Raw genomic sequence first — 23,613 nt, forward strand, 5'->3', positions numbered from 1 at the left:
ATCCTGTCGAAGCGCAGCGGCTTCTTCAGGCCCGGTTTTGACGGTTGTCGATCAGATCATCGACCACGGCCGGATCGGCCAGGGTCGAGGTGTCCCCCAGGCTGTCGAAACTGTCTTCAGCGATCTTGCGCAGGATACGGCGCATGATCTTGCCGGAGCGGGTCTTGGGCAGACCGGAAGCAAACTGGATCAGGTCCGGAGAGGCAATCGGGCCGATTTCAGCCCGGACATGCTTGACCAGTTCTTTCTTGAGGTCATCCGTTGGTTCTTCCCCTTCCATCAAGGTGACATAGGCATAAATGCCCTGCCCCTTGATGTCGTGGGGATAGCCGACAACGGCAGCCTCCGACACTTTGGTATGGGCAACCAGCGCGCTTTCCACTTCCGCGGTGCCCATCCGGTGGCCGGACACGTTGATGACGTCATCCACGCGGCCGGTGATCCAGTAATAGCCGTCTTCGTCCCTGCGGCAGCCGTCTCCGGTGAAATATAGGCCCTTATAGGTGGCGAAATAGGTCTGGACGAAGCGCTCATGGTCGCCATAGACCGTACGCATCTGGCCGGGCCAGCTGTCCTTGATGACTAGATTGCCTTCCGTTGCCCCGTCCAGGAACTTGCCTTCGGCGTCGACTACCGCGGGCTGGACGCCGAAGAATGGCCGGGTGGCCGATCCGGGTTTCAAGGCGGTGGCGCCCGGCAGCGGGGTGATCAGAATGCCGCCGGTTTCCGTCTGCCACCAGGTGTCGACAATCGGACAACGCCCTTCGCCAACCACGTTGTGATACCAGCTCCAGGCTTCCGGGTTGATCGGTTCGCCGACGGAGCCCAGCAGGCGCAAGGACTTGCGTGAAGTTGCGGTGACGTGCTCATCACCAGCGCCCATCAGCGCGCGGATCGCAGTCGGGGCCGTGTAGAAGATGTTGACATTGTGCTTGTCACACACTTCCCAGAAACGGCCCGGGCCCGGATAGGTCGGCACGCCTTCAAACATCAGCGTGGTCGCGCCATTGGCCAGCGGCCCATAGACAATATAGCTGTGGCCGGTCACCCAGCCCACATCTGCCGTGCACCAATAGACATCGCCTTCATGGTAGTCGAAGACATATTCATGGGTCATGGAGGCATAGACCAGATAGCCGCCGGTCGTGTGCATCACGCCCTTCGGCTTGCCGGTTGAGCCCGACGTATAGAGAATGAATAGCGGGTCTTCGGCGTTCATTTCGGCCGGTTCGCACTGGTCGGACACCCGCGAGGCTTCGTCATGATACCAGACGTCGCGCCCGGTCTGCATGCGGATGTCGCCACCGGTGCGCTTGACCACGATCACGCTTCTGACCGGCGCTTTTTCTGCTGCCTTGTCCACATTGGCTTTCAGTGGAACCTTGCGGCCGCCACGCAGACCCTCATCGGCGGTGATGACACATTCCGATTGGCAGTCCTCGATGCGCTGCGCAAGGCTGTCCGGGGAAAAGCCGCCAAAGACAATGGAATGGATCGCGCCGATGCGGGCGCAGGCCAGCATGGCATAGGCGGCTTCCGGGATCATCGGCAGATAGATGGTCACCCGGTCGCCCTTCTTCACGCCCTGGCCATGCAGGACATTGGCGAATTTGTTCACCTCCCGGGAGAGTTCCTTGTAGGTGATGACCTTGTGTTCGCCGGGGTCATCTCCTTCCCAGATGATGGCCGGCTGATCGCCGCGCGTTTCAAGATGCCGGTCCACGCAATTGGCCGCGACGTTCAAGGTGCCGTCCTCGAACCACTTGATGGAAACATTGTGGTAGTCGTAGGAGGTGTTTTTCACCTTGGTGTAGGGCTTGATCCAGTCAACGCGCTTGCCATGTTCTCCCCAAAAACCGTCCGGGTCCTCCACCGAGCGCTGGTACATTTCAAGATATTTGGCATTGTCGACATGCGCCCGCGCGGCAACCTCCGCTGGAACGGGAAAAACAGAGTCAGACATTTGAAAACCTCCCGGAACCGATAATGGCCGGTGTTGGACGTTATGTCCCTGGCACCGGCTTTTTTTCCGGGCGCCATTATGCTTATGGCCCCCGGAAGCGTCCAGAACCAAAGGATAGTCCTTTAGTCGGCGAGTCGTTGGTACATGAGTTCAAATACGTAGGGACAAAGGCAAATTCAACTCAGCCAGCCAATCACACAGCCCTGAAGCACAAGAACCCCAAGCCAATGGCCACCGTCAATCAGGGTCAGGCTCCAGGGCTGGCCCTAAAACCGGTGATTGACGATCTGTGTTGTCATGACAATGCCCGTCCAGACCATAAAGGCGGAGATCAGGCCCGTGCGGGGGGTGGTGTCACCGGTGTGGTAGATGATCCCGGCAAAGATGAACGCCATAACGCACTGGCAGACAAAGGCGAGAGCCAGGGTCAGCAGGCTGGGCTTGGTTTGGTCCTCGCTCAAACTGGCGGCCCGCATCCAGGCTTTGCCAAGAACGCCATACCAGATCGAGCCGAATAGGAAGGAGGCTATCGCGGCGGCGGCGACCGCCACCAGATTGATCCCGTCAAACATCATCTCACCATACTCCCTGTCTGGAGCACACCGTGTGAACTCCATAGCTCTGGCCGGAAAGGTGAAAGGAAACGGGGCAAAGATCAAGCGGCGAGACCGCCCTTTTGAATGATGAAATCGACGATGGGCTCCAGCCCTTTTCCGGCCTTTGTGTTGGCAAAGACAAACGGCCGGGCCTTGCGCATATGTTTTGCATCCCGGTCCATCACCTCAAGATCTGCGCCCACATATGGAGCAAGGTCGGTCTTGTTGATGATCAGAAGGTCAGAGCGGGTAATGCCCGGCCCGCCCTTGCGGGGAATTTCCTCGCCTGCGGCAACATCAATGACATAGAGCGTCAGATCCGCCAGATCCGGAGAAAAGGTGGCTGCCAGATTGTCGCCGCCCGATTCGATCAGGATCAGGTCGAGATCCGGAATGGTGCGGGTCAGATCTTCCACCGCCGCCAGATTGATGGAGGCGTCTTCGCGGATGGCCGTATGGGGGCAGCCGCCGGTCTCCACACCGCGAATCCGGTCGCTGGTGAGCGCCTGGGAACGGACCAGCGCGTCAGCGTCTTCGCTTGTGTAGATGTCATTGGTGATCACGGCGAGCGAATAGCGCGCGCGCATGGCCTTGCACAGGCGGTCGGTCAGGGTGGTCTTGCCGGCGCCCACCGGGCCGCCAATGCCAACACGCAACGGACCGTTTGGGGATGTCATGATCGGAACAGCCTCGAATACTGGGTTTCATGTGCCATGGAGGCGATATCTGCGAGAAAGGCGGCGCTGCCCAGGTCATCCAGCCCGGCGCTGGCCGCCTCACTGGCAACGGCAAAGACGGTGGGCTCCAGAAGGGCAATCACCGTCTGGCCATCGGTCTGGCCAAGGGGCACAGTGCGGATGGCGGCGGAGACCAGATTGGCGGCAAAGGCGTTCAGGAAACTGGTCACCGCGGTGTCTTCCGGAATGCCGTGGGCCGCGCAGACGAGACCGAGCGCGGCCGGATAGGGCCAGGAGGCCCGGTCCGTTTGGACCGCAAGACCACGCAGAAGATCAGCCGCCGGTGTTCCTGCGTCCGGCAGCCAGCTTTTCGCAATCGCGTCAAACAGGGCCGTTCCCTGGGCGCTGGTTTCCAGATACCGCTCACTGCTGGGCTGAAGCGCAAGGCCAAGCGCGCGCAGGTCCTGAACGGCCTGGCTGTCTCCTGCCCGGGCGGCCCGCAAGGCCTGGGTCAGCAGGATCGCATCGTTGCGCCCGGCGCCAAAGTGCAGGATATCGCCAAGCCAGGCTTCCAGGTCCGTGCGGCACGTCACTGTGCCGTCCTCGACCGCCTGTTCCAGGCCGTGACTATAGGTGAAGGCGCCCACGGGAAAGGCTGGCGACAGGAACGTCATCAGCCGGTAGAGCGCGGAGGATGGGACCGGATCAGCCATGGCTGTGACCATGCGTGTGGCTGTGATCATGCGTGTGGTCATGGGAATGGTCATGTCCAAGCCCATGTCCGTGGGTGCGGCCATGGCCATAGGCGCCGCCTTCCGGATCGAAGGGGGCGGACAGGACCGTTATCCGTCCGCCAAGCTGGTGCACCATGTCCTCAATCACGTGGTCCCGCCGGATGCGCAGGGTTGTCCCCATCAGCTGGGTGGGCAGGTGCCGGTTGCCCAGGTGCCAGGCAATCCGCACCAGATGGGCCGTATTGTCGGCTTCGATTTCCACCAGGTCTTCCGGTTCGGCCAGAACTTCCACGACACGGCCATCTTCCAGCTCCAGCGCGTCGCCATGGTGCAGATGTACGGCCAGGGGTTCGTCCAGTAGGAAGGTCAGTCCCCCTGCTCCGGTTAGCACCGCCCGGCGCCGGTAGCGCTCGTCCAGATCGAGGGTGACCCGGTCGGCCGGGGTGCCTTGCCACTCTGCAGCACGGTAAATTTTCTGTACCCGGATCATTGTGCGGCGTCGATCCTTGCTTTGGTGGCCTGATAGGCCGGCCGGTCCCGCAGGCGTTTGAAATAGGCATGGACCGGGCCGTCCTTGGGCAGGTCGAATTTGGCAACCACGGCCCATCCGGAACAATGGCCCAGGATGATGTCGGCAATGGTGAAGGTCTCGCCCATCACATAGGGCCCCTCGCCCAGCCAGCGCGCAAGCGTGTCCAGCCCCTTGGCGAATTCGTACCGGCACACGTCCTTGATCGCAGGAAGACGCAGGTCTTCCGGCAGGATGAACGTGTTTTTGGCGGCGGTCCAAAGGGCGCCCTCCAGCACGTCGACTGCAAACTGGGTGATGCTGTCCTGCCGGGCGCGGTCCAGCGTGCCTGCGGGAAAGGTACAACCGTCATGCTTGTCGGCCAGATAGGTGCAGATCGCAACGGACTCGGTGATCGCAGTGCCGTCCTCAAGCAGGACCGGCACTTTGCCGCCCTGATTGGCAGCCCGGGCTTCGTCCGATTGCGGCAGCGCCGGAATGAGCTCATAGGCCAGTCCCAGCTCCTCCAGAAGCCAGATGACGCGCATTGCGCGGGTGCGGGGAAATCCCACAACTGTATACATTTTTGCCTCCCTGACCGTGCTGTCTGCACCTTAAAACAGGAAGTAGCGCTGCGCCATCGGCAGCACCTCGGCCGGTTCGCAGGTCAGCAGCTCGCCATCGGCGCGCACTTCATAGGTCTCCGGGTGCACCTCGATTTGCGGCGTGGCGTCGTTCAGCACCATGGATTTCTTGGAAATGCCGCCGCGCACGTTCTTGACCGGCAGGACCAGGCTGTCGAGACCGGCGGTTGCCTTCACATCCGCATCATAGGCCGCCTGGGAGACGAACGTGACGCGGCTCTGGGTCATGGCCTTGCCAAATGCGCCGAACATCGGCCGGTAATGGACCGGCTGCGGGGTTGGAATGGAGGCATTCGGATCGCCCATGGGCGCGGCTGCAATCGTGCCGAGCTTCAGCACCATGTCCGGCTTCACGCCGAAGAATTTCGGGTCCCAGAGCACCAGATCCGCCAGTTTGCCGATTTCCACGGAGCCGACATGCTGGTCGAGCCCGTGGGCAATGGCCGGGTTGATGGTGATCTTGGCCATGTAGCGTTTGACCCGCAGATTGTCGTTTTCGCCCGCTTCTTCGCTCAAGCGCCCGCGCTGGACTTTCATCTTGTGGGCGGTCTGCAGGGTGCGGATGATCACCTCACCGACCCGGCCCATGGCCTGGCTGTCGGAGGCGATGATCGAAAAGGCGCCCATGTCATGGAGAATGTCTTCGGCTGCGATCGTTTCCTTGCGGATGCGGCTTTCGGCAAAGGCAACATCTTCGGGAATGGAGCTGTCCAGATGGTGACAGACCATCAGCATGTCCAGATGCTCTTCCAGCGTGTTGACCGTATAGGGCCGGGTCGGGTTGGTCGAGGACGGCAGAACATTGGTTTCGCCGCAGACCTTGATGATGTCCGGGGCATGGCCGCCCCCGGCCCCTTCCGTGTGGAAGGCATGGATGGTGCGGTCCTTGAAAGCGGCGGTGGTGTTTTCAACAAAGCCGGATTCGTTCAGCGTGTCCGTGTGGATCATCACCTGGACATCATATTCATCGGCCACAGACAGGCAGGTGTCGATGGCTGCCGGGGTCGTGCCCCAGTCCTCATGCAGCTTCAATGCCGAGGCGCCCGCCAGGATCTGCTCTTCCAGGGCGGCAGGCAGCGAGGCATTGCCCTTGCCGGCAAAGGCCAGGTTCATGGGGAAACTGTCTGCCGACTGCAGCATCCTGGTGATGTGCCAGGGCCCGGGCGTGCAGGTCGTCGCATTTGTGCCCGTGGCCGGTCCGGTGCCGCCGCCCAGCATGGTGGTGACGCCGGACATGAGCGCATCATCGATCTGCTGCGGGCAGATAAAGTGAATATGCACATCCAGGGCTCCGGCGGTCAGGATCCTGCCCTCGCCGGCAATCGCTTCCGTTCCGGGCCCGACAACAATGTCGACACCGGGCTGTACATCCGGGTTGCCCGCCTTGCCTATGCCGACAATGCGGCCGTCCTTCAGACCGACATCCGCCTTGACGATGCCCCAGTGGTCCACGATCAACGCGTTCGTGATCACGGTGTCGACCGCTCCGGCGCTGCGCGGGGCCTGGGATTGGCCCATGCCGTCGCGGATCACCTTGCCGCCGCCGAATTTCACTTCCTCGCCATAGGTGGTGTAGTCCTTTTCCACCTCAATGATGAGATCCGTATCGGCGAGGCGCACCCTGTCGCCGGTGGTGGGTCCGAACATGTCCGCATAGGCGGCACGGGGCATCTTGTAGGCCATGGTTGCTCCTGTCGGCGATCAGTTGTCGTAGTCGTTGAGCGTTGCGCTCAGGTCATCGGTTCGCTGCATGGTCAGAACGATCATGCAGCTTGTGAATAGGTCGTTGCCCCGCGCGCTGCCGCGAAACGGCAGGCTGTAGGCCTTGCAATCCTTGTTCCGGAAAGTGGTCCAGGCGGCCTGCGCATCTTCCAGGGCGGCCGGGCCGCCCTTTTGGGCTCCGCTCCGGGCCCTGTCCATCTCCACCAGCTTGGCATGGAGCTGGTCATAGGCGCCCTTCAGGCTGTCTTCGGCGTCTTTCAAGGCCTTGTCCGCGCAAAAACTGCGCTCCTCGTCATTCAGCGGATAGCCGCAATCAAGGGCCGCCTCTGCCGGGCGCTCCTGGGCAAAGCTTTGAGACGCAGACAGGACAGCGGCCGTGAGCACAGCAAGGCCGAGGGCACAGGATCTCAATTGCCCAGCCCCGCCGCCAGGGTTTCAAGATCGGCGGTCCGGTCCTGGGTAATCTTCAAAAGACATTCGTTCATCAAAAGCGGTGCGATTGTTCCATTGCCTGGATATTCATAGATATCGCAGGCGCGCTCCCGGTAGGCGATCCAGCTTTTCTGGGCGTCCTGCAGCTTTTTGGCTGACTCTGGCGACCAGTCTTTTACCGTGGCAAGGGCCTTTTGCAGAGCTGCCTTAACGTCCTTGTCGGCTTTTTCGTAGGCCTTGAAGGAACAGAAATTCAGTTCCGTCTGGGTCTGGGCATCACTGCACCCCTCCGGCAAGGCTTGCTGGGCGGCGCCAGGAACCGGAGCGCTCATCACCATTGCCAGAAAGATGGGTATCAGGGGGATCTTCAAAACACTCTCCAAAAGATCAAAGCGGGCCCATGACGTTCTGATTGAAGCCGTAAACCGTCCGGTTGCCCCGGTAAGGCACCAGCGTAACGGTGCGGGTCTGGCCCGGCTCGAAGCGCACGGCGGTTCCGGCGGGAATATCAAGGCGCATGCCCTTGGCCTTGTCCCGGTCAAAGGCAAGGCCCGGATTGGTTTCGGCAAAGTGATAGTGGCTGCCGACCTGAACCGGCCGGTCGCCGGTGTTGGAGACGTCCAGTTCGACCGTTTCCAGCCCGCTGTTCAGTTCGATCTCGCCATCGGCGGGGAATATTTCTCCAGGGATCATGGCGTTTTCCTTTTGAGTTTCAGTTCAGCCAGCTTTTCATGCTGCCTTGTTGTTCAGCGGTAAATTTAAAAAATGATCGGCCCGCTGTTGGAGGCTTCAAGCAGGCGTCTGAGCCCTTTATAGTGCTTTAGCGGATTGGCTCGTGCACGGTCACCAGTTTCGTCCCGTCCGGAAACGTTGCTTCCACCTGGACATCGTGGATCATTTCCGCAACCCCTTCCATGACCTGGTCCCGGGTGAGCACCTTGGCACCGGCGGCCATCAGATCGGCCACACTGCGCCCGTCGCGGGCGCCTTCCACGACAAAGTCGGTGATCAGGGCGACCGCCTCCGGGTGATTGAGTTTCACGCCGCGTTCCAGCCGGCGGCGGGCCACCATGGCGGCCATGGAAACGATCAGTTTGTCCTTCTCGCGAGGGGTCAGGTTCACTCGATAATCCTCCGAACTAGCAGGACCAGACGCGCGGCAGCTCTGCCGCGCGGTAACCGGTCAAAAAAGAAATCAGGGCCTTGCGCAGGGCACGGCTATCATTGGACACAAAGCGGGCAGTCAGCAAGCCGTTCCAGGCGCTGACCGCCGCTGCGACCTGGTTGCTTGCTGCCGCTATGCGGGCGTTTTCAAGGCAGGTCCGGGCACCCGCAAGCCGGTCTTCGGCGTCCGGGTGGACATCGGCAAAGGTGGCAAACACATGCCCGCCCGCGGTGGTTGCCGGTCCGGCCAGAACGTTGTCTGGCCGGCCGGTCAGCCGGACATCGTCGGCAAAGATCAGTTTGCCGCCGCGCCGGATGCGCCAGCGGTCCTTGAAAGCAAGCGTGGCGATCGTCTCGTTCATGGCTGTACGGCCGACAATCACCGTTTCCAGCATCATCAGCCTGGCGTCTTCGGCAAGCTCTGCTGTCAGGGTCCGGGACAGGCACGAGCGGTCGAACAGGATGGTTTCCTGGGGCAGCCATTCCAGGGTGGCGCCGGGGCCGACCGTTAGCGACCCTGTTACTTTTGCGGAGCCGGACACGCTGCGATAGGCGCGTTCTGCGGTCTGGCTGGTCACAATTGCGTGTGTGTTTTCCGCAGCCTCGATCTTGTAAGACAGTTCATCCCCGCCGGTCAGGCCTCCGGCTGTGTTGATCAGGACCGCCGTCGCCGGGCTGTCATAGACCTTTGGCAGGCGCACTTTGGCCGAGCCCTTCTGATAAAGGTCTGCCAGCCGGGTGGTGCCGTTGCTGCATGCAAACCGGACGCGCGCGGCGCCCTTGACCCGCTGCAGATCCGGCGTCTCCGGTTTCAATTGTGATGCTGCCGCAGCATCATACATCCTGTTCCGCCTTTCAGGCCCGTTACGCCACTGCACTTTGAATGGGGTCCCGCCATGCTGTGTGAGAGGGGCATGGCAGGGAGGGGCACGTCAACCTGTCTGATGAAGCAAGAGCCGGGCCAGATTCCTGTGCGGCGATGAGCCTATGCAACAGTTCAAAAAGCAGCTGCGTTTTCAAATGGCCCCGCACACCCGGCTTGTAAACTGCCTGGTAAATAGTCTTGTGCTTAAAAAAACACCACGCTGGGACTTTTCACAAGGGGTTGCCCTTACCCGTGCAATCCGGTTTTTTAGGGACACAGCAAAAAGGCAAACAGTCCTTAACCTGTGTGCGTTTCTCATGAGCAGTGTGACCAGAGAGGGATACACGTGTTTGCGAGCTCAATTGGCCGCCTGACCGTCTTTGTATATGTGCTTCTCCTGTCGGTGACCGGCGGGATGATGGGGCCTGCGCGCGCGGATATTGGCGCTTTTATCCTTGTTGACGCTACGTCCGGTGCGGTTCTTGAAGAAAAGAGCGCCACACGGAAATGGTATCCGGCGTCCCTGACCAAGATGATGACAGCCTATGTCACGTTCAAGGCGGTCCGCGAAGGCCGCATCACTTTGAACTCCGCCGTCGTCCAGTCCAAGAATTCCATTTCCGAGCCGCCAAGCAAGATGGGCTTCAAGGTGGGGACCCGGTTCACCGTTGATACGGCGCTGAAGATCATTCTGATCAAGTCGGCCAATGATGTTGCCGTGGCGCTGGGCGAGACCGTGGGCGGATCGGAAGCAGCGTTCATTGACCAGATGAATGCGGAGGCCAAGCGTCTCGGCATGACCAGCACCCGTTTCACCAATCCGCACGGGCTGCCCGACAACCGTCAGGTCACCACAGCGCGGGACATGGCCATCCTGGCCATGGCGCTTCGGAAAGATTTTCCGCAGGCGCGGGAGTATTACAATCATCCGGGCATCCGTTTCGGCAAGAAGACTCTGCGGTCTGCCAACCGTGAATTTCTGCTGCGGGTGCCCGGCGCCAACGGCATGAAGACCGGCTATATCTGCAATTCGGGCTACAATGTTGCTGCGTCTGTCACCCGTCGGGGACGCACTTTGATTGCCGTGATCCTGGGGGCCAGTTCGGGGCTGGAGCGTACGGCGTTTGCCCGTCAGCTCTTTGACAAGGGATTCAAGAAGCGCAAAGGCGGCAAAACGGTCACTGCCTTGTCCGGACCATCCGCCAATCCACCAGCCGATGGCTATTGCCGGCGCAACAAAAGCCCGGGGGCCAAAAGTTACATGGCCCGGTTCGACATGCAGAACAAATCCGGCGGCGGGTTTTTGTTTTTCAAGAAAGCCGACGACAAGCAGCTGAAAAAAATCGACGACAGCGGCTTCATGCTGGCCAATGGCAAGGCAGACTGGGCAAAGATCCTGGACCGGACCATTGGCCCGCGCCGCATCGCCTACCGGCCACTTCAGGTCGGGCTCGGCAATCCGGAGGGAGCACCGTCCGTTGAGGCTGCTGCTGCTGCAGGTTCTGCGGCGGAAGGTGCGGTTCCGGTGCCCACTGCCAATCCGGTGCGGCTTGCGGAGACCAAAATCCGTTCAAAACTGCTGGCCTCTGAAGACATTGGCAGTGCCGGGGCTATTCCCCAAACGGCCGCAGCCGCCTCTTTGGCGGGCACGGATGCCGTCCAGGCAGCGCCCGGGTCCATCTTCCGCAAAGGCCTTGATTTCACCGTGCCGGTCCCAACTCCAAGTCCGCGCAAATAACCGGTGACAAACGGGCTGGCGCGCGCCGTAGCGCTTGATCCGGATGGCTGGTTAACTGTTTATTTACAGTGATGCTTAACACTGGAGTAAGCATTTATTCGAAAATGGCAGGCTTTGGGCGCAGTTTGCAGTGACGCCCGTTAAGTCATCTTTTGCAGAGCGCTTGCCGGGACCCGTCAGATCGAGAGATCGCATGATGATTGAACCGAGATCCACTGCTACCATCCGGGCTCTTGCAAGCCTTGCCGAATTGTCTGCCGATCAGCTGGAAGATGGCGTTTCGGTTGATCAGGTCGTCGCGACCCTTCGAAAGGCCGCCGAGGCTGTTCGTCTTGTTGTGGATACGGACTCGATGGACGAGGACGGCGCTGCAGGGGAAACCGGCCTGGTTCAGGATCTGACCCCGATGGATCTGGCGGAAGAAGAGACAACAGCCGATGCATCCGGCGGCACTCCCGAAGAGGTGGTCGAGGACGAACCGGTTCTGAACGCCGGATAAACCACTTCCTCGTCACCTTCTCCTCTTAGACCAATCTGTCTGCCTTTTTTCTGCCCTTTGACGCTTGGGGGGAAAGGGTGTTAGCCGTGCGTCTTCAAAATCTTCAGCGGCGATACGACGGGAGACAGGCGCATGGGTGCCTCTGAAAATGCAGACAAGCCGGCCGGTGGGCCTAAACCGCCCATTCCCCTTTCGGTCATAACCGGGTTTCTCGGTGCGGGCAAAACCACGCTGCTCAACCGCATTCTGAAAGATCCGGAGATGGCGGACACGGCCGTCATCATCAACGAATTCGGGGAAATCGGGCTTGACCACCTGTTTGTGGATCAGGCAGGAGACGGCATTATCGAATTGTCCTCCGGCTGCCTGTGCTGCACGATCCGCGGGGATCTGGTCACCACCCTGGAAAATCTTCTGCGTCATCTCGACAATGGCCGCACGGAGCGCTTGAGCCGGGTGATCATCGAGACGACCGGTCTTGCGGACCCGGCTCCGATCCTGCACACGATCATGCTGCATCCCTATCTGGTCATGCGCTACCGGCTCGACAGCGTGGTCACGCTTGTCGATGCAGTCAATGGCCTGTCGACGCTTGCGGCCCATGAGGAGGCGCGTAAACAGGCGGCCGTTGCTGACCGGATTGTGTTCACCAAGACGGATCTTGTAACGCCGGGTGCTGCTCAGGCAGATTTTGACAGCCTGCACAAGCGCCTGGCCCAGCTTAATCCGGGAGCCAAACGGCTGGACGTGCAGTCGGGCGAGGCTGTGCCGGTCACCCTTTTCAATGCCGGTCTTTATGATCCGGACAGCAAGATTGCTGATGTGGCGGCCTGGCTGAATGAAGAGGCCTATGCGGCGGATCACGGCCATGCGCATCATGATCATCACCATGGCGGACACGCTCACAGCCATGGCCACAGCCACAGCCCCTCTCACGCTCATGGAGCCCATGCTCACGGGCATGACCATGCGCATGACGTCAACCGCCACAGCGAGACCATCCGGGCCTTTACATTGGCCACCAGCCGGCCTGTTTCAGCCTCAGCGCTTGAAATGTTCCTGGACCTGTTGCGTTCTGCCCATGGGCCGAAACTGTTGCGGGTGAAGGGCATTGTGCAACTGGCGGAAGATCCTGACCGGCCGGTCGTTATTCACGGGGTTCAGCACGTGTTTCATCCCCCCGCGACGCTCGCGGCCTGGCCGGATAAGGACCGGCGCACGCGCATGGTGTTCATCACCAAGGATCTGCCGGAAGGTTTTGTGCGCAAGATGTTCGAGGCGTTTTCAGGCGCGCTTCTGCCGGATACGCCCGATCCCAAGGCCATGACCGACAACCCGCTGGCAATTTCGGGCTTCACCAGCCCCTGACCGTCTCCGGGACCGGCAGACAGGCTGGCAGATCCTGGCTGGTCTGCAGAAGACCAGGGGCTTTGAAGAGAATTTAGTCCTTCTTGCGCAGCCGGATCAGACCTTCCTGGGCGGTGGAGGCGACAAGCGTACCGTCCATTGCATAAAGGGCGCCCCGGTTCATGCCGCGTGATCCGGAGGAGGAGGTGCTGTCGGTTGCGTAAAGCAGCCATTCGTCTGCCCGGAACGGCCGGTGGAACCACATGGCATGGTCCAGGCTGGCTGCCTGGATCTTCGGGCTGAAAACCGAGGTGCCATGGGGAAACAGCGACGTGTCCAGAAGCGTGAGGTCCGAGGCATAGGCCAGAACGCATTGGTGAATGCGTTTGTCCTCCGGCAAGGTCCCGGTTGCGCGCACCCAGACATATTGCGCCGGTGGCAGGGGTTCCTTGCTGAAATAGTGGGTCAGTTCCACAGGCCGCATTTCAATCGGCCGTTCCCGCTCCCAATAGCGGCGGACATTTTCAGGGGCAACGGACAGGAACTTGTCCTTCAGATCCTGATCGCTCGGCAAGTCATCGGGTTTGGGCACATCCGGCATTTCCGCCTGATGGCTCAGGCCGTCTTCCTGAACCTGGAAAGAGGCGGACATGGAGAAGATGGCTTCCCCATGCTGGATGGCGACAACACGCCGCGTGGTAAAACTGCCGCCATCGCGGATACGGTCAACGTCATAGATGATCGGAACCTGGGGATCGCCCGGACGCAGGAAATAGCCGTGAAGCGAATGGACATGGCGGTCTTCAACCACCGTACGGGACGCCGCCACAAGCGCCTGGCCAATCACCTGGCCGCCAAATACGCGCTGCCAGCCAACCTGGGGGCTGCGACCCCGGAACAGGTTGTGTTCCAGCGGTTCCAGATCCAGAATCTGAAGAAGATTGTCGATGGCGGTGGTCAACGGCGATATCCCTGTTACATAGAGCGGCACAAGAGGTGTCCGGACCGGGCGGCCCTGATCTGCACTCTTGGGCGGGACCTCACCTTGAAGTCAAGATGCCCTTTGGGAAGCTGAGGGCCGGGAGAAAAGCAGTGGCGAAGAGCAAAAAGAGCGCCGGAATGTATGATGTGGTGATTGCCGGTGGCGGCTATGTGGGCCTGTCGCTGGCCGTTGCCCTCAAACAGGGGGACCCGGACTTGTCCTGCGCGGTGGTGGATCCCAAGCCGATGGATCAGCTGCACAAGGATCCGCGCGCTTCGGCCATTGCCGCTGCAGCCTCACGCATGCTGACCCAACTGGGCATCTGGCAGACCATTCAGGGCAAGGCCCAGCCGATCACCGAAATGATCGTGACGGACAGCAAGCTGCGCGATACGGTGCGTCCGGTGTTCCTGACCTTTGACGGCGAGGCAACGGCCGGGGAAGCCTTTGCCCATATGATGCCGAACGGGGTGATGATGCCGGCGCTTTACAAGGCGGCCAAGGCGCTGGGTGTAGCCTTCCATGCCCCGGCGACGGCCGATACGTTCCGCACTCAGGCGGATCACACCGAGTTGATCCTGGACGATGGTACGGTTCTCAAAGGCCGCCTTCTGGTGGCTGCCGATGGGGTGCGCTCCAAATTGCGGGACCTGGCCGGCATCCGGACTGTCAACTGGGACTATGGCCAGTCGGGCATCGTCACAACCATCCGGCACGAGCGGCCCCATGGCGGCCGGGCGGAGGAACATTTTCTGCCCGCCGGTCCCTTCGCCATCCTGCCGCTTCCCGGCAACCGGTCATCGCTTGTGTGGACCGAAAAGACGGCAGATGCAGACCGGCTTGTGCGCGCGGATGATTTTACCTTCGAACTGGAACTGGAACGCCGGTTTGGCCACCATCTGGGGACGCTGGAGCTGGATGGCCCACGCCGCGCCTATCCGCTCGGCCTGAAACTGGCCAGGGACTTTGTGAAACCGCGCTTTGCCCTCATTGGGGATGCGGCCCACGGCATTCATCCGATCGCGGGCCAGGGGCTCAATCTCGGCTTCAAGGATGTGGCCGCACTCGCAGAAGTTATTGTGGAGGCCCGCCGTCTTGGCCAGGATATTGGCGGCTTTGATGTTCTTGAGCGCTATCAGCGCTGGCGCCGCTTCGACACATTCCAGATGGGGGTGGTCACTGACGTGCTGAACCGGCTGTTTTCCAACGACAATGATGTGTTGCGGGCCGTCCGGGACTTTGGACTGGGGCTGGTGGACCGGATGCCGTCCCTGAAAGGACAGTTCATCAAGGAGGCTGCAGGGTTTGCCGGACCGGTGCCGAAATTGCTTTCCGGCGACCCGATCTGATAGGACTCGGGCGCCAGGTGCGTCGTGCCTGTTGTCTATGGATCTTTTGTATTGGATCGGCCCGCAATGAATGACCTGCCAGAGGGGGTGTCTGCGCCTTGCTCCATCCTGATTACGGGGTGTTCTTCAGGAATTGGCGCGGAAGCGGCCCATATCCTGCGCGGCCGGAACTGGCGGGTGTTTCCGGCAGCCCGCAAAAAGGCCGATGTGGAGCGGCTGACCGCGCAGGGCTTCGAAGCCTGCCAGCTTGACTATGAAGACCCGGCTAGCATTGAGGCGGCCGCCCGGCATGTGCTGGACCTAACCGGAGGCCGGTTGACGGCGGTCTTCAACAATGGCGCCTATGCGGTGCCGGGGGCCCTGGAAGACATTCCGGTGGACGCCATGCGGGCCCTGTTTGAAGCCAATTTTATCGGCTGGCATGATCTGACCCGGCGCCTGATCCCGGCCATGCGGGCCAACAGGCAGGGTCGGATTGTGCAATGCTCGTCAGTTCTGGGTCTTGTTGCGATGAAATATCGCGGCGCCTACACAGCCTCCAAATTTGCCGTGGAAGCCTATAGCGATACCCTTCGCCAGGAACTGAAGGGCAGCGGCATTCATGTGTCGTTGATCGAGCCGGGGCCCATCGACACCAGATTTACCGAAAATGCTTTGGCCGGGTTCGACCGCTGGATTGGCGAGGATGGCCTCAAGGCATCTGTCTTCCGGGCGAGCTATGAAAAACGCCGCAAGCGTATGGAAGCGGGCGAGCCGGGGCCCTTCAAGCTGCCGCCAGGGGCGGTGGTCAAGCGGTTGGTGCATGCCCTGGAGGCGCAGCGCCCGAAAGCGCGTTACCATGTCACGGTTCCAACCAGGATCATGGCCGTGGCAAAACGGGTTCTGCCCACAGGCCTTCTGGATGCGGCCTGTATCAGGGCCGCAGATTCAGAAGAATAATCCGGGGCGCCGTACACGCGCTAAGACCCGATAAGGACAGATTATGGCGCAAGTGATCGATTTTCTCATTCCCGTCGGCATGGCGGCCGTGGCCCTGGTGCTGGTGCTCGGGCTTTTGAACATGTTCCGCAACGGACCTGCAAACCGCTCTCAAATGCTGATGCGCTGGCGGGTGGGATTGCAGTTTCTGGTCATTGTCCTGGTGATGGGTGGGCTCTACTACTTTGGGTCCGGACGCTGATCCGGGGGAGATTTGGTCCAGTAAGCAGGGCCGTACGTACAGCCAGACGCTTTTGGGCGCAGCACGGGGAAATGCGACGACATGGTTGTTCTGAACAAGATCTACACAAAGACCGGGGATGACGGCACAACGGCCCTAGGCTCGGGCGAGCGGCGGCCGAAAAACGATCTGAGGATCGAAGCCTATGGCACGGTGGATGAAACCAATGCGGTGGTCGGACTTGTGCGTCTGCACACGGGGAGCCGGGTGGAGGAGGTCGACGCGGTCCTGGGCCGGATCCAGAACGATCTGTTTGATCTGGGCGCGGATCTGGCCACTCCGGATACTGGAGAGGATCTTGGCTATGAGCCTCTGCGGATGACAGATGGCCAGGTGAGCGCCATTGAAGAGGCCATTGATGTGCTCAATGCGGACTTGTCGCCGCTGCGCTCCTTCGTGCTTCCGGGCGGCAGTTCTGCTTCTGCCCATCTGCACCATGCCCGCACCGTCTCCCGCCGGGCCGAACGGCTGATGGTGGAACTGGCGGCACGGGAGACCGTCAACCCGGCCGCAGTGCGCTACATGAACCGACTTTCGGATTATTTCTTTGTGGCCTCCAGATATCTCAATGCCAAAGGCGCGCAGGATGTTCTTTGGGTTCCGGGGCAGAACCGCTAAGGTCTGATCCTTCCCTGGTCTGTTTTGCCGTCCTGCCTCCAGACCGGTCTTGTCTTAACGCCGTTTCCCCGGAGCGCTGTTTGTGTTCATTCCGCTGCATGATCAAAACCGGCTCAAACATGTGCCGCGCCCTTATGTGAACCTGGCAATCATTGCCGCGAATGTGCTGATCTTTCTGGTTTTGCAGGGGGCTGGAGATGTGAAGACGGTCAATGCCTCTTCGGTTTCTCATGGCCTGATCCCGGTGGTCCTGTTTGATATCCGTGACCTGGCGCCTCAGGTCCAGGTGCTGCCGGATTGGATGTCGGTGGTCACCTATGCGTTTCTCCACGGCAACTTCATGCATCTGATTGGAAACATGCTCTTCCTGTGGGTGTTTGGCGACAACGTGGAAGATGCGCTCGGACATGTCCGCTATCTGGTTTTCTATCTTCTGTGCGCGGCGGCCGGGGGCCTGTGCTATGCTGGTCTCGACACGCAGTCTGCCGTGCCCTTGATCGGTGCATCGGGTGCCGTATCCGGTGTCGTGGCCGCTTATTTGATGCTGCATCCAAGGGTAAAGGTCTGGGTGTTGGCCTTCGGGCGTATTCCGCTGCGTCTGACGGCCCGGTGGCTGCTTGGGGCCTGGGTTCTCTATCAGCTGGTCAATGCGGTTTTTTCCACGGAAAGCCAGGTCGCCTGGAGTGCCCATGTGGGCGGCCTGATTGCCGGGGCCCTGCTTGTTGTGGTCATGCGCCGTCCGGGGGTTGCCCTGTTCGACAGGGAGCTCGCCTGAGGCAGCTGACAGCCTCTTTTCAGATAAGAGCAAACCGCGTTTCGCGATAAAATGGTTTCAATCTGTTTTGTCTTCTGCCTGAAATCAGAGACTTCAACGCAAAAGACAAATCCGAATGATCGCGACACGCCACAGCCTGCCGCGGTCTGAAATTAAGTGTTGGGGGCAAGGCTCAGGCGGATTGCCAGACCGCATTTGCGGACCGGCAGGCAACGCCGCGGCGGCTCATGGCTTTGCCGGAGGCCAGAATAATCTTTTCACTGAAAGAGCGGCAATAGGTGCCGTTCGACGTCTTCCAGGTTTTCAGGGGGGTCACGCTGCCACTGGCACCGCTTTGCGGGTTTTGCCATCGGGTGGATTGGCCGGAGAGCGTCTTTTCCAGGGCCGTTTGAAGTTTTTGATCCGCGAGGGTCTTGTCGGACCGGGCAAGTTTTTCGGGCTTGGCCGGTTCCAGTATCTCGCTTGTCTCCTGTGTTGGCACGACCGAGCAAGCCGACGCCAAAGTGACGCAAATAGCTGCAAACACACCTCTTGCAGAGAGCAGATTTTCAAAAAGTCCCAACGCGATCCCGCCTCTTGGATCTACTTCCAGCCGCTGTCGATCGCCTCCCTTTCCTCGCTTCTGGACAAGGACCCACCGGAAGGCTCGCTGTCGCCGTTAAAACGGCGGCCACCGACGACGCGGTTCAGAAGATCGTTAGATGTAGACTTTTGTGAGGCAGATTGGCTCGATTTTTGAGCTGATTTTGCGGCAGCTTTCCTTTGCTCGTCGGTCATCTTGCTCCGGTCCCGGGACGAATCAGCGCCCGACGACCCGCCACCGCCGGAGCCGCTGCCACCATTGCTTGAACTGCCGCTGCCGCCCGAGCCCCCACCGTTGGAGCCGCCACCGCCTTTTCCACCACCCGAGCTGCTGCTGCCCCCATCCCCGGACTGGGCTTGGGCTGTCCCTGAAAACGTGAGATCGATCAGGGGGTTAAAGCAGAGAAAGGCAACAGTCAGAGCGGCCGTTACGGCAAAGCTTACACAGCGCGGAGCAGCTGAAACCCGGCCTCGCAGCGGCGTTTGACTTTTGCATGTCTTTCGGTGATGGGTTTTCGGCATCTGGCTCATTCTGTGGTCACGGTCGGGAACTGTACGGCTCCTCGCATTCATAACACTTGAAGGTCTGACTTCTTCCGAATCATAATTCAAAAAAAGCTGGGATTAAATGATCACTTTGCGGGTTGTGACCTTAGGGGTGGTTTGGCGGAGAACTCCTTGTCTGATGAAACACTGAAAGCGGAGATGATCCGTTTGCTCCCGAAACTGAGGAGTTTTGCGCTGAGACTGTGCCGGAATCCTGATCAGGCGGATGACCTGGTTCAAACCACGTGCGAGCGGGCCATCCGTTCTCTGGATCAATTTGACCCTGCGACCCGGCTTGACAGCTGGATGTTCCGCATTCTGCAGAATTTTTACTTTAATTCTGTCCGGGACGGGGCCAACCGGGCGCGCTTGTTTGATCTGGCCATGATCGACTTTGAAGAGAGTTACGACGGTGCAAAAGCCGCCGCCAGCAGTCTGGAACTGCAAAAGGTGCAGTCCTTTATTGGGCAGCTTGAGGAAGACAACCGTGAGGTTCTTCTGAAAATTGCCGTTGAAGGGCAAAGTTACAAGGATGTTGCTGCAGAGCTGGGCGTGCCGATTGGAACGGTGACAAGCCGTCTGGCCCGCGCCCGACTGAAACTAAGGGAATTTCTGGACGCAAAGGAAGCAGCGCCGGAAGCGGCGCTGCGCAGCCTGCCAGGAGGGGTGTCATGACGTTTGACAAGAAACGCGAGCAGATCACGTCGGCAGAAAAGGCTGGCAGGCTTCTCGACCGCGAGGGAAATGACAGCGAGTTGCTTGCGCTTTTGAACGAGGTCAAGCATTCGGAGGCGTCCGGGCGCCTCATGCGAGCGCTGGCGCATGATGATGCGGTGCTGCACAGCGCGATGCCCGCTGACGTGCCCGGCCGCAGCATGGACCGGTATCTGGAGGTCATTGACCGGGAATTCGACAAACGCAGCCCGCAGCATCTGCGTCGGGCCCAGCCCTTCTGGTCCAGTCCGATGGTGCAGATTGCCGCTGCGCTGGTTCTGATGGCCGGCACTTTCATGACGACCTCATTCTGGATGCAGTCCAGAATGGACACCGCAATGGTTGCACTGGCGGCCCATATGGAAACGGAACGCATGCTGTTGGCCAAAACGATCCAGGAAACCCTTGAGACAAAAGTCAGCGGGGAGCCGGTTTATATCGGTCAGGACGGCGCCTGGAGTGATGTGCTAACCCCGGTCAGGACCTACAAGAGCAAAAGCGGCCACTGGTGCCGCGAATACACACGTCAGACCACCTTCAGCAAACGGGCCCTGACCATTCGAGGCACCGCCTGCCGGGATGAAAATGGCACCTGGACGACTGTGTTTGCAGAACCCGTCTCGGACAAATTTGCCCCTGACGCAGGCGAAGCCGGTATCTGACGGCGATTTGTCTCCCGTCGCCCGGCCGGGCCGTTTGGCCCGGAAAGCTATGGCTGCAAGCTGGGGCGAGGTTTTTTGAGCGGCGCGTTTGTGGCCAGCCGGACAGACTTGTGATCCCTAACATTTCCAGCCCTGGCCTGCTGCATTGCAGCGTTTCCTTGCTGCACTGCGCTGCATCTTCATTGCGACGCCGGTTTTTCAATGTCCGGCAAATCGCTCTTTTACCCCTCTTACAGCAATTGACAGCCGCTGTGCTGGTCAGTACCGTCCCCCGCCATGCGCCACAGTTGGCTTGAATCTGCCGTTTATGACCTTGCGTCATCCCGGTAGGTCGGCCGGGGTATGCGGTGCGGTGCATTCCGCCCATGAAGAGGTTGAGACCAAATGAAAATCCTCGTGCCCGTGAAGCGGGTCATCGATTACAATGTGAAAGTCCGAGTCAAACCGGATGGTTCCGGCGTCGATCTTGCCAACGTCAAGATGTCCATGAACCCGTTTGACGAAATCTCCGTTGAAGAAGCGCTCCGGCTCAAGGAAGCCGGCAAGGCAAGCGAAGTTGTTGTTGTCTCTGTCGGACCGCAGCAGGCTACCGAGACCCTGCGCACGGGCCTTGCCATGGGGGCCGACCGTGGCATTCTGGTCAAGACCGACGAAACCACGGAACCGCTGGCGGTTGCCAAGATCCTGAAAGGGATTGCCGAAGCCGAAGAACCGGGCCTGGTGATCCTCGGCAAACAGGCAATTGATGACGACTGCAACCAGACCGGCCAGATGCTTGCCGCGCTGCTCGGCTGGAGCCAGGGCACGTTTGCCTCGAAGGTCGATCTGGATGCGGAAACGGTGGATGTGACCCGCGAAGTCGATGGTGGCCTGCAGACGGTCAAGCTGAAGCTTCCGGCCATCGTGACCACGGATCTGCGCCTGAATGAGCCGCGCTATGCGTCGCTGCCCAATATCATGAAGGCTAAGAAAAAGCCGATTGATGAAAAGACACCGGCTGATTTCGGCGTCGATATTACGCCGCGGCTGACCGTTTTGAAAACCGCCGAACCGGCGGCACGCGAAGCGGGCATCAAGGTGGGTTCTGTGACGGAACTTGTCGACAAGCTGAAAAACGAGGCCGGCGTCCTTTAAGGGCCGTTGCAGGAGGATAGACCATGACAACACTTCTTGTAGCTGAACATGCCGCTGGCGCCCTGAATGATACCACCGCAAAGGCCCTGAGCGCGGCTGTTGCGCTTGGCGCCGACGTTCACGTGCTCGTGGCAGGCAAAGGGGTTCAGGCGGTTGCAGAAGAGGCAGCCAAGCTAACGGGCGCAGCCAAGGTGCTGGTTGCCGAAAGCGATGCACTGGAGCACCAGTTGGCCGAGCCGACGGCCGATCTGATCACAGGTCTCGCCGCTGGCTATGACGCCATCCTGGCGCCTGCGACCGCGAACGGCAAGAACACCCTGCCCCGTGTGGCGGCTCTGCTGGATGTGATGCAGATTTCCGACATCACAGCTGTCGTAGATCCGGACACTTTCGAACGTCCGATTTATGCGGGCAATGCTATCCAGACCGTGAAGTCCGGGGATGCGAAAAAGGTGATCACCGTGCGGACCTCCACCTTCCCGGCAGCGGAAGCGGGCGGATCTGCGGAGATTGAAATCGTTGCCGGCTCCGAAGGTGCCGGGCTGTCGCAATTCGTCGGTGAAGAACTGTCCAAGTCCGACCGTCCGGAACTGACCTCTGCCAAGATCATCATTTCCGGTGGCCGGGCGCTGGGCTCTGAAGAGAAGTTCCAGGAAGTCATCATGCCGGTGGCTGATGCCCTTGGCGCGGCTGTCGGTGCGTCCCGCGCGGCCGTTGATGCGGGCTATGCCCCCAATGACTGGCAGGTTGGCCAGACCGGCAAGGTGGTCGCCCCGGACCTTTATATTGCCTGCGGCATTTCCGGTGCCATCCAGCACCTGGCCGGCATGAAGGATTCCAAGGTGATCGTTGCCATCAACAAGGACGAAGAGGCTCCGATCTTCCAGGTTGCCGATTACGGTCTTGTGGCAGATCTGTTTGAAGTTCTGCCTGAATTGAAGGCGGCGGTCAGCTAGTCAACCTCATCTGAAGTTCGTCTCCTTTTCCAGCGCGTTCAGAACGAACTTCAGAGTCATGAGGGTGACTAGAAGGCTTATGTTTCTAATGTGGTTGTCGGATTTGAAATACGCTTCGGCGCGCGCTGCACAAATCAGGCGTATTTCAAGTCCACCACACTAGGATCTGCGGCAAATCGGACATGACCTCCAGCGCGGGAGCGCGTTTTCGCACTGTGGTTCTTGCCGTTCGGCAAAAGACTTGCCACAAATAACCGCGGACCGGTTTAGCGCGGTGTTTCTTACAGACGGAAGTTCAGGATGGCAGTCGAAATCAAAAAAATCGGCGTGATTGGCGCAGGTCAGATGGGCAGCGGGATCGCACATGTGTGTGCGCTTGCAGGCTTCGACGTCGGCTTGAGCGATATTTCCATGGAACGGATCGAATCCGGTCTGGCCTCGATCAATGGCAACATGGCCCGCCAGGTCTCCAAGTCCCTGATCACGGAGGACGAGCGCAAGGCGGCCCTGGACAGGGTCAAGCCCGCCGAGGATCTCGATCTTCTGGCGGAAGCGGATCTTGTGATTGAATCCGCTGTCGAAAACGAGCAGATCAAGCGCAAGATCTTTTCCCAGCTGTGCCCGATCCTGAAGCCTGAAGCTATTCTGGCCACCAACACCTCGTCCATTTCCATCACCCGTCTGGCCGCGACCACGGACAGGCCGGAACGGTTCATCGGCATTCATTTCATGAACCCGGTACCGCGTATGGAACTGGTGGAGCTGGTGCGCGGCATTGCAACGGAAGACGAAACCTTCGAAGCGTCCAAGGTCTTCTGCGACAAGCTCGGCAAGCAAATTGCCGTGGCTGAAGATTTTCCGGCCTTCATGGTCAACCGCATCCTGCTGCCGATGATCAACGAGGCGATCTATACGCTCTATGAAGGCGTCGGCTCGGTTGAATCCATCGACAAGGCCATGCGGCTGGGGGCGAACCACCCAATGGGGCCGTTGCAGCTTGCCGATTTCATCGGCCTGGACACCTGCCTGTCGATCATGCAGGTGCTTTATGAGGGCTTGGCGGATACCAAATACCGCCCCTGCCCGCTTCTGGTAAAATATGTCGAGGCCGGCTGGCTTGGCCGCAAGACCCAGCGCGGCTTCTATGATTACCGCGGAGAGATCCCCGTCCCGACACGGTGACGGGC

The 23,613-nt window shown here is 60.0% G+C and carries 28 protein-coding genes; 13 read left to right on the top strand and 15 right to left on the bottom strand.

All coding sequences use genetic code 11. From position 1 onward, the window contains the following. Window positions 1-25: 25 nt before the first annotated feature. From acs to ACXAH0_RS06430, 12 genes are all read right to left on the bottom strand, one after another. On the bottom strand, window positions 26-1,963 hold the full coding sequence (acs, locus tag ACXAH0_RS06375; protein WP_475189805.1) for an acetate--CoA ligase: 1,938 nt from the start codon (window positions 1,961-1,963) through the stop codon (window positions 26-28). A 266-nt stretch (window positions 1,964-2,229) separates the two neighbouring features. Then, on the bottom strand, window positions 2,230-2,538 hold the full coding sequence (locus ACXAH0_RS06380) for a DUF1761 domain-containing protein (RefSeq protein ID WP_475189807.1): 309 nt from the start codon (window positions 2,536-2,538) through the stop codon (window positions 2,230-2,232). Window positions 2,539-2,618: 80 nt separating this feature from the next. Further along, window positions 2,619-3,236 carry an urease accessory protein UreG gene (ureG, locus tag ACXAH0_RS06385; protein ID WP_475180764.1) on the bottom strand — a complete coding sequence of 206 codons (618 nt, stop codon included), beginning with the start codon at window positions 3,234-3,236 and terminating at the stop codon, window positions 2,619-2,621. Then, window positions 3,233-3,991, bottom strand: a complete 759-nt coding sequence (locus tag ACXAH0_RS06390) for an urease accessory protein UreF (protein ID WP_475189808.1) — start codon at window positions 3,989-3,991, stop codon at window positions 3,233-3,235. Before ACXAH0_RS06390 ends, ureG begins: the two co-directional genes overlap by 4 nt. Continuing rightward, window positions 3,942-4,460 (bottom strand): urease accessory protein UreE, encoded by a 519-nt coding sequence (locus ACXAH0_RS06395; RefSeq protein ID WP_475189811.1) that lies wholly within the window; start codon window positions 4,458-4,460, stop codon window positions 3,942-3,944. The genes ACXAH0_RS06390 and ACXAH0_RS06395 overlap by 50 nt, the downstream gene beginning before the upstream one ends. Continuing rightward, window positions 4,457-5,062, bottom strand: coding sequence for a glutathione S-transferase family protein (locus ACXAH0_RS06400; protein ID WP_475180777.1), 606 nt, complete (start codon window positions 5,060-5,062; stop codon window positions 4,457-4,459). Before ACXAH0_RS06400 ends, ACXAH0_RS06395 begins: the two co-directional genes overlap by 4 nt. Window positions 5,063-5,092: 30 nt before the next feature. After that, window positions 5,093-6,805, bottom strand: a complete 1,713-nt coding sequence (gene ureC / locus ACXAH0_RS06405) for an urease subunit alpha (RefSeq protein WP_475189812.1) — start codon at window positions 6,803-6,805, stop codon at window positions 5,093-5,095. 18 nt (window positions 6,806-6,823) lie between these two features. Further along, entirely contained in the window at window positions 6,824-7,255 is a 432-nt protein-coding gene (locus ACXAH0_RS06410; RefSeq protein ID WP_475180787.1) for a lysozyme inhibitor LprI family protein, read from the bottom strand. Next, window positions 7,252-7,647: a lysozyme inhibitor LprI family protein gene (locus tag ACXAH0_RS06415; protein WP_475180793.1), complete on the bottom strand. Its 396-nt coding sequence runs from the start codon at window positions 7,645-7,647 to the stop codon at window positions 7,252-7,254. Before ACXAH0_RS06415 ends, ACXAH0_RS06410 begins: the two co-directional genes overlap by 4 nt. 16 nt (window positions 7,648-7,663) lie before the next feature. Beyond that, the gene (locus tag ACXAH0_RS06420) at window positions 7,664-7,969 is read right to left on the bottom strand and encodes an urease subunit beta (RefSeq protein WP_475180800.1); all 306 of its coding nucleotides are present in this window, start codon (window positions 7,967-7,969) and stop codon (window positions 7,664-7,666) included. A 127-nt stretch (window positions 7,970-8,096) separates the two neighbouring features. Beyond that, entirely contained in the window at window positions 8,097-8,399 is a 303-nt protein-coding gene (locus ACXAH0_RS06425; protein ID WP_475189813.1) for an urease subunit gamma, read from the bottom strand. A gap of 16 nt (window positions 8,400-8,415) precedes the next feature. Continuing rightward, window positions 8,416-9,282: an urease accessory protein UreD gene (locus ACXAH0_RS06430; RefSeq protein ID WP_475189815.1), complete on the bottom strand. Its 867-nt coding sequence runs from the start codon at window positions 9,280-9,282 to the stop codon at window positions 8,416-8,418. Window positions 9,283-9,651: 369 nt separating this feature from the next. Here ACXAH0_RS06430 and ACXAH0_RS06435 point away from each other — a divergent pair, with 369 nt between their 5' ends. From ACXAH0_RS06435 to ACXAH0_RS06445, 3 genes are all read left to right on the top strand, one after another. Further along, window positions 9,652-11,043, top strand: a complete 1,392-nt coding sequence (locus ACXAH0_RS06435) for a D-alanyl-D-alanine carboxypeptidase family protein (RefSeq protein ID WP_475189817.1) — start codon at window positions 9,652-9,654, stop codon at window positions 11,041-11,043. A gap of 193 nt (window positions 11,044-11,236) precedes the next feature. Next, entirely contained in the window at window positions 11,237-11,542 is a 306-nt protein-coding gene (locus ACXAH0_RS06440; protein WP_475180822.1) for a hypothetical protein, read from the top strand. A gap of 132 nt (window positions 11,543-11,674) precedes the next feature. Beyond that, window positions 11,675-12,910, top strand: a complete 1,236-nt coding sequence (locus tag ACXAH0_RS06445) for a CobW family GTP-binding protein (RefSeq protein ID WP_475189818.1) — start codon at window positions 11,675-11,677, stop codon at window positions 12,908-12,910. A 73-nt stretch (window positions 12,911-12,983) separates the two neighbouring features. Here ACXAH0_RS06445 and tesB read toward each other — a convergent pair whose 3' ends face one another. Next, window positions 12,984-13,850, bottom strand: a complete 867-nt coding sequence (gene tesB / locus ACXAH0_RS06450; protein WP_475180832.1) for an acyl-CoA thioesterase II — start codon at window positions 13,848-13,850, stop codon at window positions 12,984-12,986. Window positions 13,851-14,008: 158 nt separating this feature from the next. Between tesB and ACXAH0_RS06455 the strand changes: the two genes are divergently transcribed. The 5 genes from ACXAH0_RS06455 to ACXAH0_RS06475 all read left to right on the top strand — a co-directional run bounded on the left by ACXAH0_RS06455 (window position 14,009) and on the right by ACXAH0_RS06475 (window position 17,832). Then, the gene (locus ACXAH0_RS06455) at window positions 14,009-15,220 is read left to right on the top strand and encodes a ubiquinone biosynthesis hydroxylase (RefSeq protein WP_475190032.1); all 1,212 of its coding nucleotides are present in this window, start codon (window positions 14,009-14,011) and stop codon (window positions 15,218-15,220) included. Between the two features lie 66 nt (window positions 15,221-15,286). Further along, window positions 15,287-16,159: an SDR family oxidoreductase gene (locus ACXAH0_RS06460; protein WP_475180835.1), complete on the top strand. Its 873-nt coding sequence runs from the start codon at window positions 15,287-15,289 to the stop codon at window positions 16,157-16,159. A gap of 43 nt (window positions 16,160-16,202) precedes the next feature. Continuing rightward, complete coding sequence (locus tag ACXAH0_RS06465) at window positions 16,203-16,400, top strand: twin transmembrane helix small protein (protein ID WP_475189820.1); 198 nt, start codon at window positions 16,203-16,205, stop codon at window positions 16,398-16,400. Window positions 16,401-16,481: 81 nt separating this feature from the next. After that, entirely contained in the window at window positions 16,482-17,057 is a 576-nt protein-coding gene (locus ACXAH0_RS06470) for a cob(I)yrinic acid a,c-diamide adenosyltransferase (protein WP_475189822.1), read from the top strand. 82 nt (window positions 17,058-17,139) lie between these two features. Beyond that, a complete protein-coding gene (locus tag ACXAH0_RS06475) occupies window positions 17,140-17,832 on the top strand; it encodes a rhomboid family intramembrane serine protease (RefSeq protein ID WP_475180850.1) in 693 nt (230 codons plus the stop codon). 172 nt (window positions 17,833-18,004) lie between these two features. Here the strand turns inward: ACXAH0_RS06475 and ACXAH0_RS06480 are convergent, their stop codons facing one another. Together ACXAH0_RS06480 and ACXAH0_RS06485 are read right to left on the bottom strand one after the other, a co-directional pair. Next, window positions 18,005-18,313 (bottom strand): RT0821/Lpp0805 family surface protein, encoded by a 309-nt coding sequence (locus ACXAH0_RS06480; RefSeq protein ID WP_475180856.1) that lies wholly within the window; start codon window positions 18,311-18,313, stop codon window positions 18,005-18,007. A 101-nt stretch (window positions 18,314-18,414) separates the two neighbouring features. Next, window positions 18,415-18,609: a hypothetical protein gene (locus ACXAH0_RS06485; RefSeq protein WP_475180864.1), complete on the bottom strand. Its 195-nt coding sequence runs from the start codon at window positions 18,607-18,609 to the stop codon at window positions 18,415-18,417. A 483-nt stretch (window positions 18,610-19,092) separates the two neighbouring features. On the opposite strand from ACXAH0_RS06485, the gene ACXAH0_RS06490 reads away from it, so the two are divergent. From ACXAH0_RS06490 to ACXAH0_RS06510, 5 genes are all read left to right on the top strand, one after another. Further along, the gene (locus tag ACXAH0_RS06490; RefSeq protein WP_475180869.1) at window positions 19,093-19,635 is read left to right on the top strand and encodes an RNA polymerase sigma factor; all 543 of its coding nucleotides are present in this window, start codon (window positions 19,093-19,095) and stop codon (window positions 19,633-19,635) included. Next, a complete protein-coding gene (locus ACXAH0_RS06495) occupies window positions 19,632-20,336 on the top strand; it encodes a hypothetical protein (protein WP_475189824.1) in 705 nt (234 codons plus the stop codon). Before ACXAH0_RS06490 ends, ACXAH0_RS06495 begins: the two co-directional genes overlap by 4 nt. Before the next feature lie 384 nt (window positions 20,337-20,720). Next, window positions 20,721-21,470 carry an electron transfer flavoprotein subunit beta/FixA family protein gene (locus tag ACXAH0_RS06500; RefSeq protein WP_475180876.1) on the top strand — a complete coding sequence of 250 codons (750 nt, stop codon included), beginning with the start codon at window positions 20,721-20,723 and terminating at the stop codon, window positions 21,468-21,470. Window positions 21,471-21,493: 23 nt separating this feature from the next. After that, window positions 21,494-22,426 (top strand): electron transfer flavoprotein subunit alpha/FixB family protein, encoded by a 933-nt coding sequence (locus ACXAH0_RS06505; RefSeq protein ID WP_475180881.1) that lies wholly within the window; start codon window positions 21,494-21,496, stop codon window positions 22,424-22,426. A gap of 300 nt (window positions 22,427-22,726) precedes the next feature. After that, window positions 22,727-23,608 (top strand): 3-hydroxybutyryl-CoA dehydrogenase, encoded by an 882-nt coding sequence (locus tag ACXAH0_RS06510; RefSeq protein WP_475180886.1) that lies wholly within the window; start codon window positions 22,727-22,729, stop codon window positions 23,606-23,608. The last annotated feature ends 5 nt before the right edge of the window (window positions 23,609-23,613 follow it).

Source organism: Roseibium sp. AWQ4_290, assembly GCF_056160985.1.

What these genes read in the sequence shown, in the direction of transcription:
- acs (WP_475189805.1), bottom strand. Translation starts at nt 1,963, where the DNA reads ATGTCTGACTCTGTTTTTCCCGTTCCAGCGGAGGTTGCCGCGCGGGCG.
- ACXAH0_RS06380 (WP_475189807.1), bottom strand. Translation starts at nt 2,538, where the DNA reads ATGATGTTTGACGGGATCAATCTGGTGGCGGTCGCCGCCGCCGCGATA.
- ureG (WP_475180764.1), bottom strand. Translation starts at nt 3,236, where the DNA reads ATGACATCCCCAAACGGTCCGTTGCGTGTTGGCATTGGCGGCCCGGTG.
- ACXAH0_RS06390 (WP_475189808.1), bottom strand. Translation starts at nt 3,991, where the DNA reads ATGACCACACGCATGATCACAGCCACACGCATGGTCACAGCCATGGCT.
- ACXAH0_RS06395 (WP_475189811.1), bottom strand. Translation starts at nt 4,460, where the DNA reads ATGATCCGGGTACAGAAAATTTACCGTGCTGCAGAGTGGCAAGGCACC.
- ACXAH0_RS06400 (WP_475180777.1), bottom strand. Translation starts at nt 5,062, where the DNA reads ATGTATACAGTTGTGGGATTTCCCCGCACCCGCGCAATGCGCGTCATC.
- ureC (WP_475189812.1), bottom strand. Translation starts at nt 6,805, where the DNA reads ATGGCCTACAAGATGCCCCGTGCCGCCTATGCGGACATGTTCGGACCC.
- ACXAH0_RS06420 (WP_475180800.1), bottom strand. Translation starts at nt 7,969, where the DNA reads ATGATCCCTGGAGAAATATTCCCCGCCGATGGCGAGATCGAACTGAAC.
- ACXAH0_RS06430 (WP_475189815.1), bottom strand. Translation starts at nt 9,282, where the DNA reads ATGTATGATGCTGCGGCAGCATCACAATTGAAACCGGAGACGCCGGAT.
- ACXAH0_RS06440 (WP_475180822.1), top strand. Translation starts at nt 11,237, where the DNA reads ATGATGATTGAACCGAGATCCACTGCTACCATCCGGGCTCTTGCAAGC.
- ACXAH0_RS06445 (WP_475189818.1), top strand. Translation starts at nt 11,675, where the DNA reads ATGGGTGCCTCTGAAAATGCAGACAAGCCGGCCGGTGGGCCTAAACCG.
- ACXAH0_RS06455 (WP_475190032.1), top strand. Translation starts at nt 14,009, where the DNA reads ATGTATGATGTGGTGATTGCCGGTGGCGGCTATGTGGGCCTGTCGCTG.
- ACXAH0_RS06460 (WP_475180835.1), top strand. Translation starts at nt 15,287, where the DNA reads ATGAATGACCTGCCAGAGGGGGTGTCTGCGCCTTGCTCCATCCTGATT.
- ACXAH0_RS06465 (WP_475189820.1), top strand. Translation starts at nt 16,203, where the DNA reads ATGGCGCAAGTGATCGATTTTCTCATTCCCGTCGGCATGGCGGCCGTG.
- ACXAH0_RS06470 (WP_475189822.1), top strand. Translation starts at nt 16,482, where the DNA reads ATGGTTGTTCTGAACAAGATCTACACAAAGACCGGGGATGACGGCACA.
- ACXAH0_RS06485 (WP_475180864.1), bottom strand. Translation starts at nt 18,609, where the DNA reads ATGACCGACGAGCAAAGGAAAGCTGCCGCAAAATCAGCTCAAAAATCG.
- ACXAH0_RS06495 (WP_475189824.1), top strand. Translation starts at nt 19,632, where the DNA reads ATGACGTTTGACAAGAAACGCGAGCAGATCACGTCGGCAGAAAAGGCT.
- ACXAH0_RS06500 (WP_475180876.1), top strand. Translation starts at nt 20,721, where the DNA reads ATGAAAATCCTCGTGCCCGTGAAGCGGGTCATCGATTACAATGTGAAA.
- ACXAH0_RS06505 (WP_475180881.1), top strand. Translation starts at nt 21,494, where the DNA reads ATGACAACACTTCTTGTAGCTGAACATGCCGCTGGCGCCCTGAATGAT.
- ACXAH0_RS06510 (WP_475180886.1), top strand. Translation starts at nt 22,727, where the DNA reads ATGGCAGTCGAAATCAAAAAAATCGGCGTGATTGGCGCAGGTCAGATG.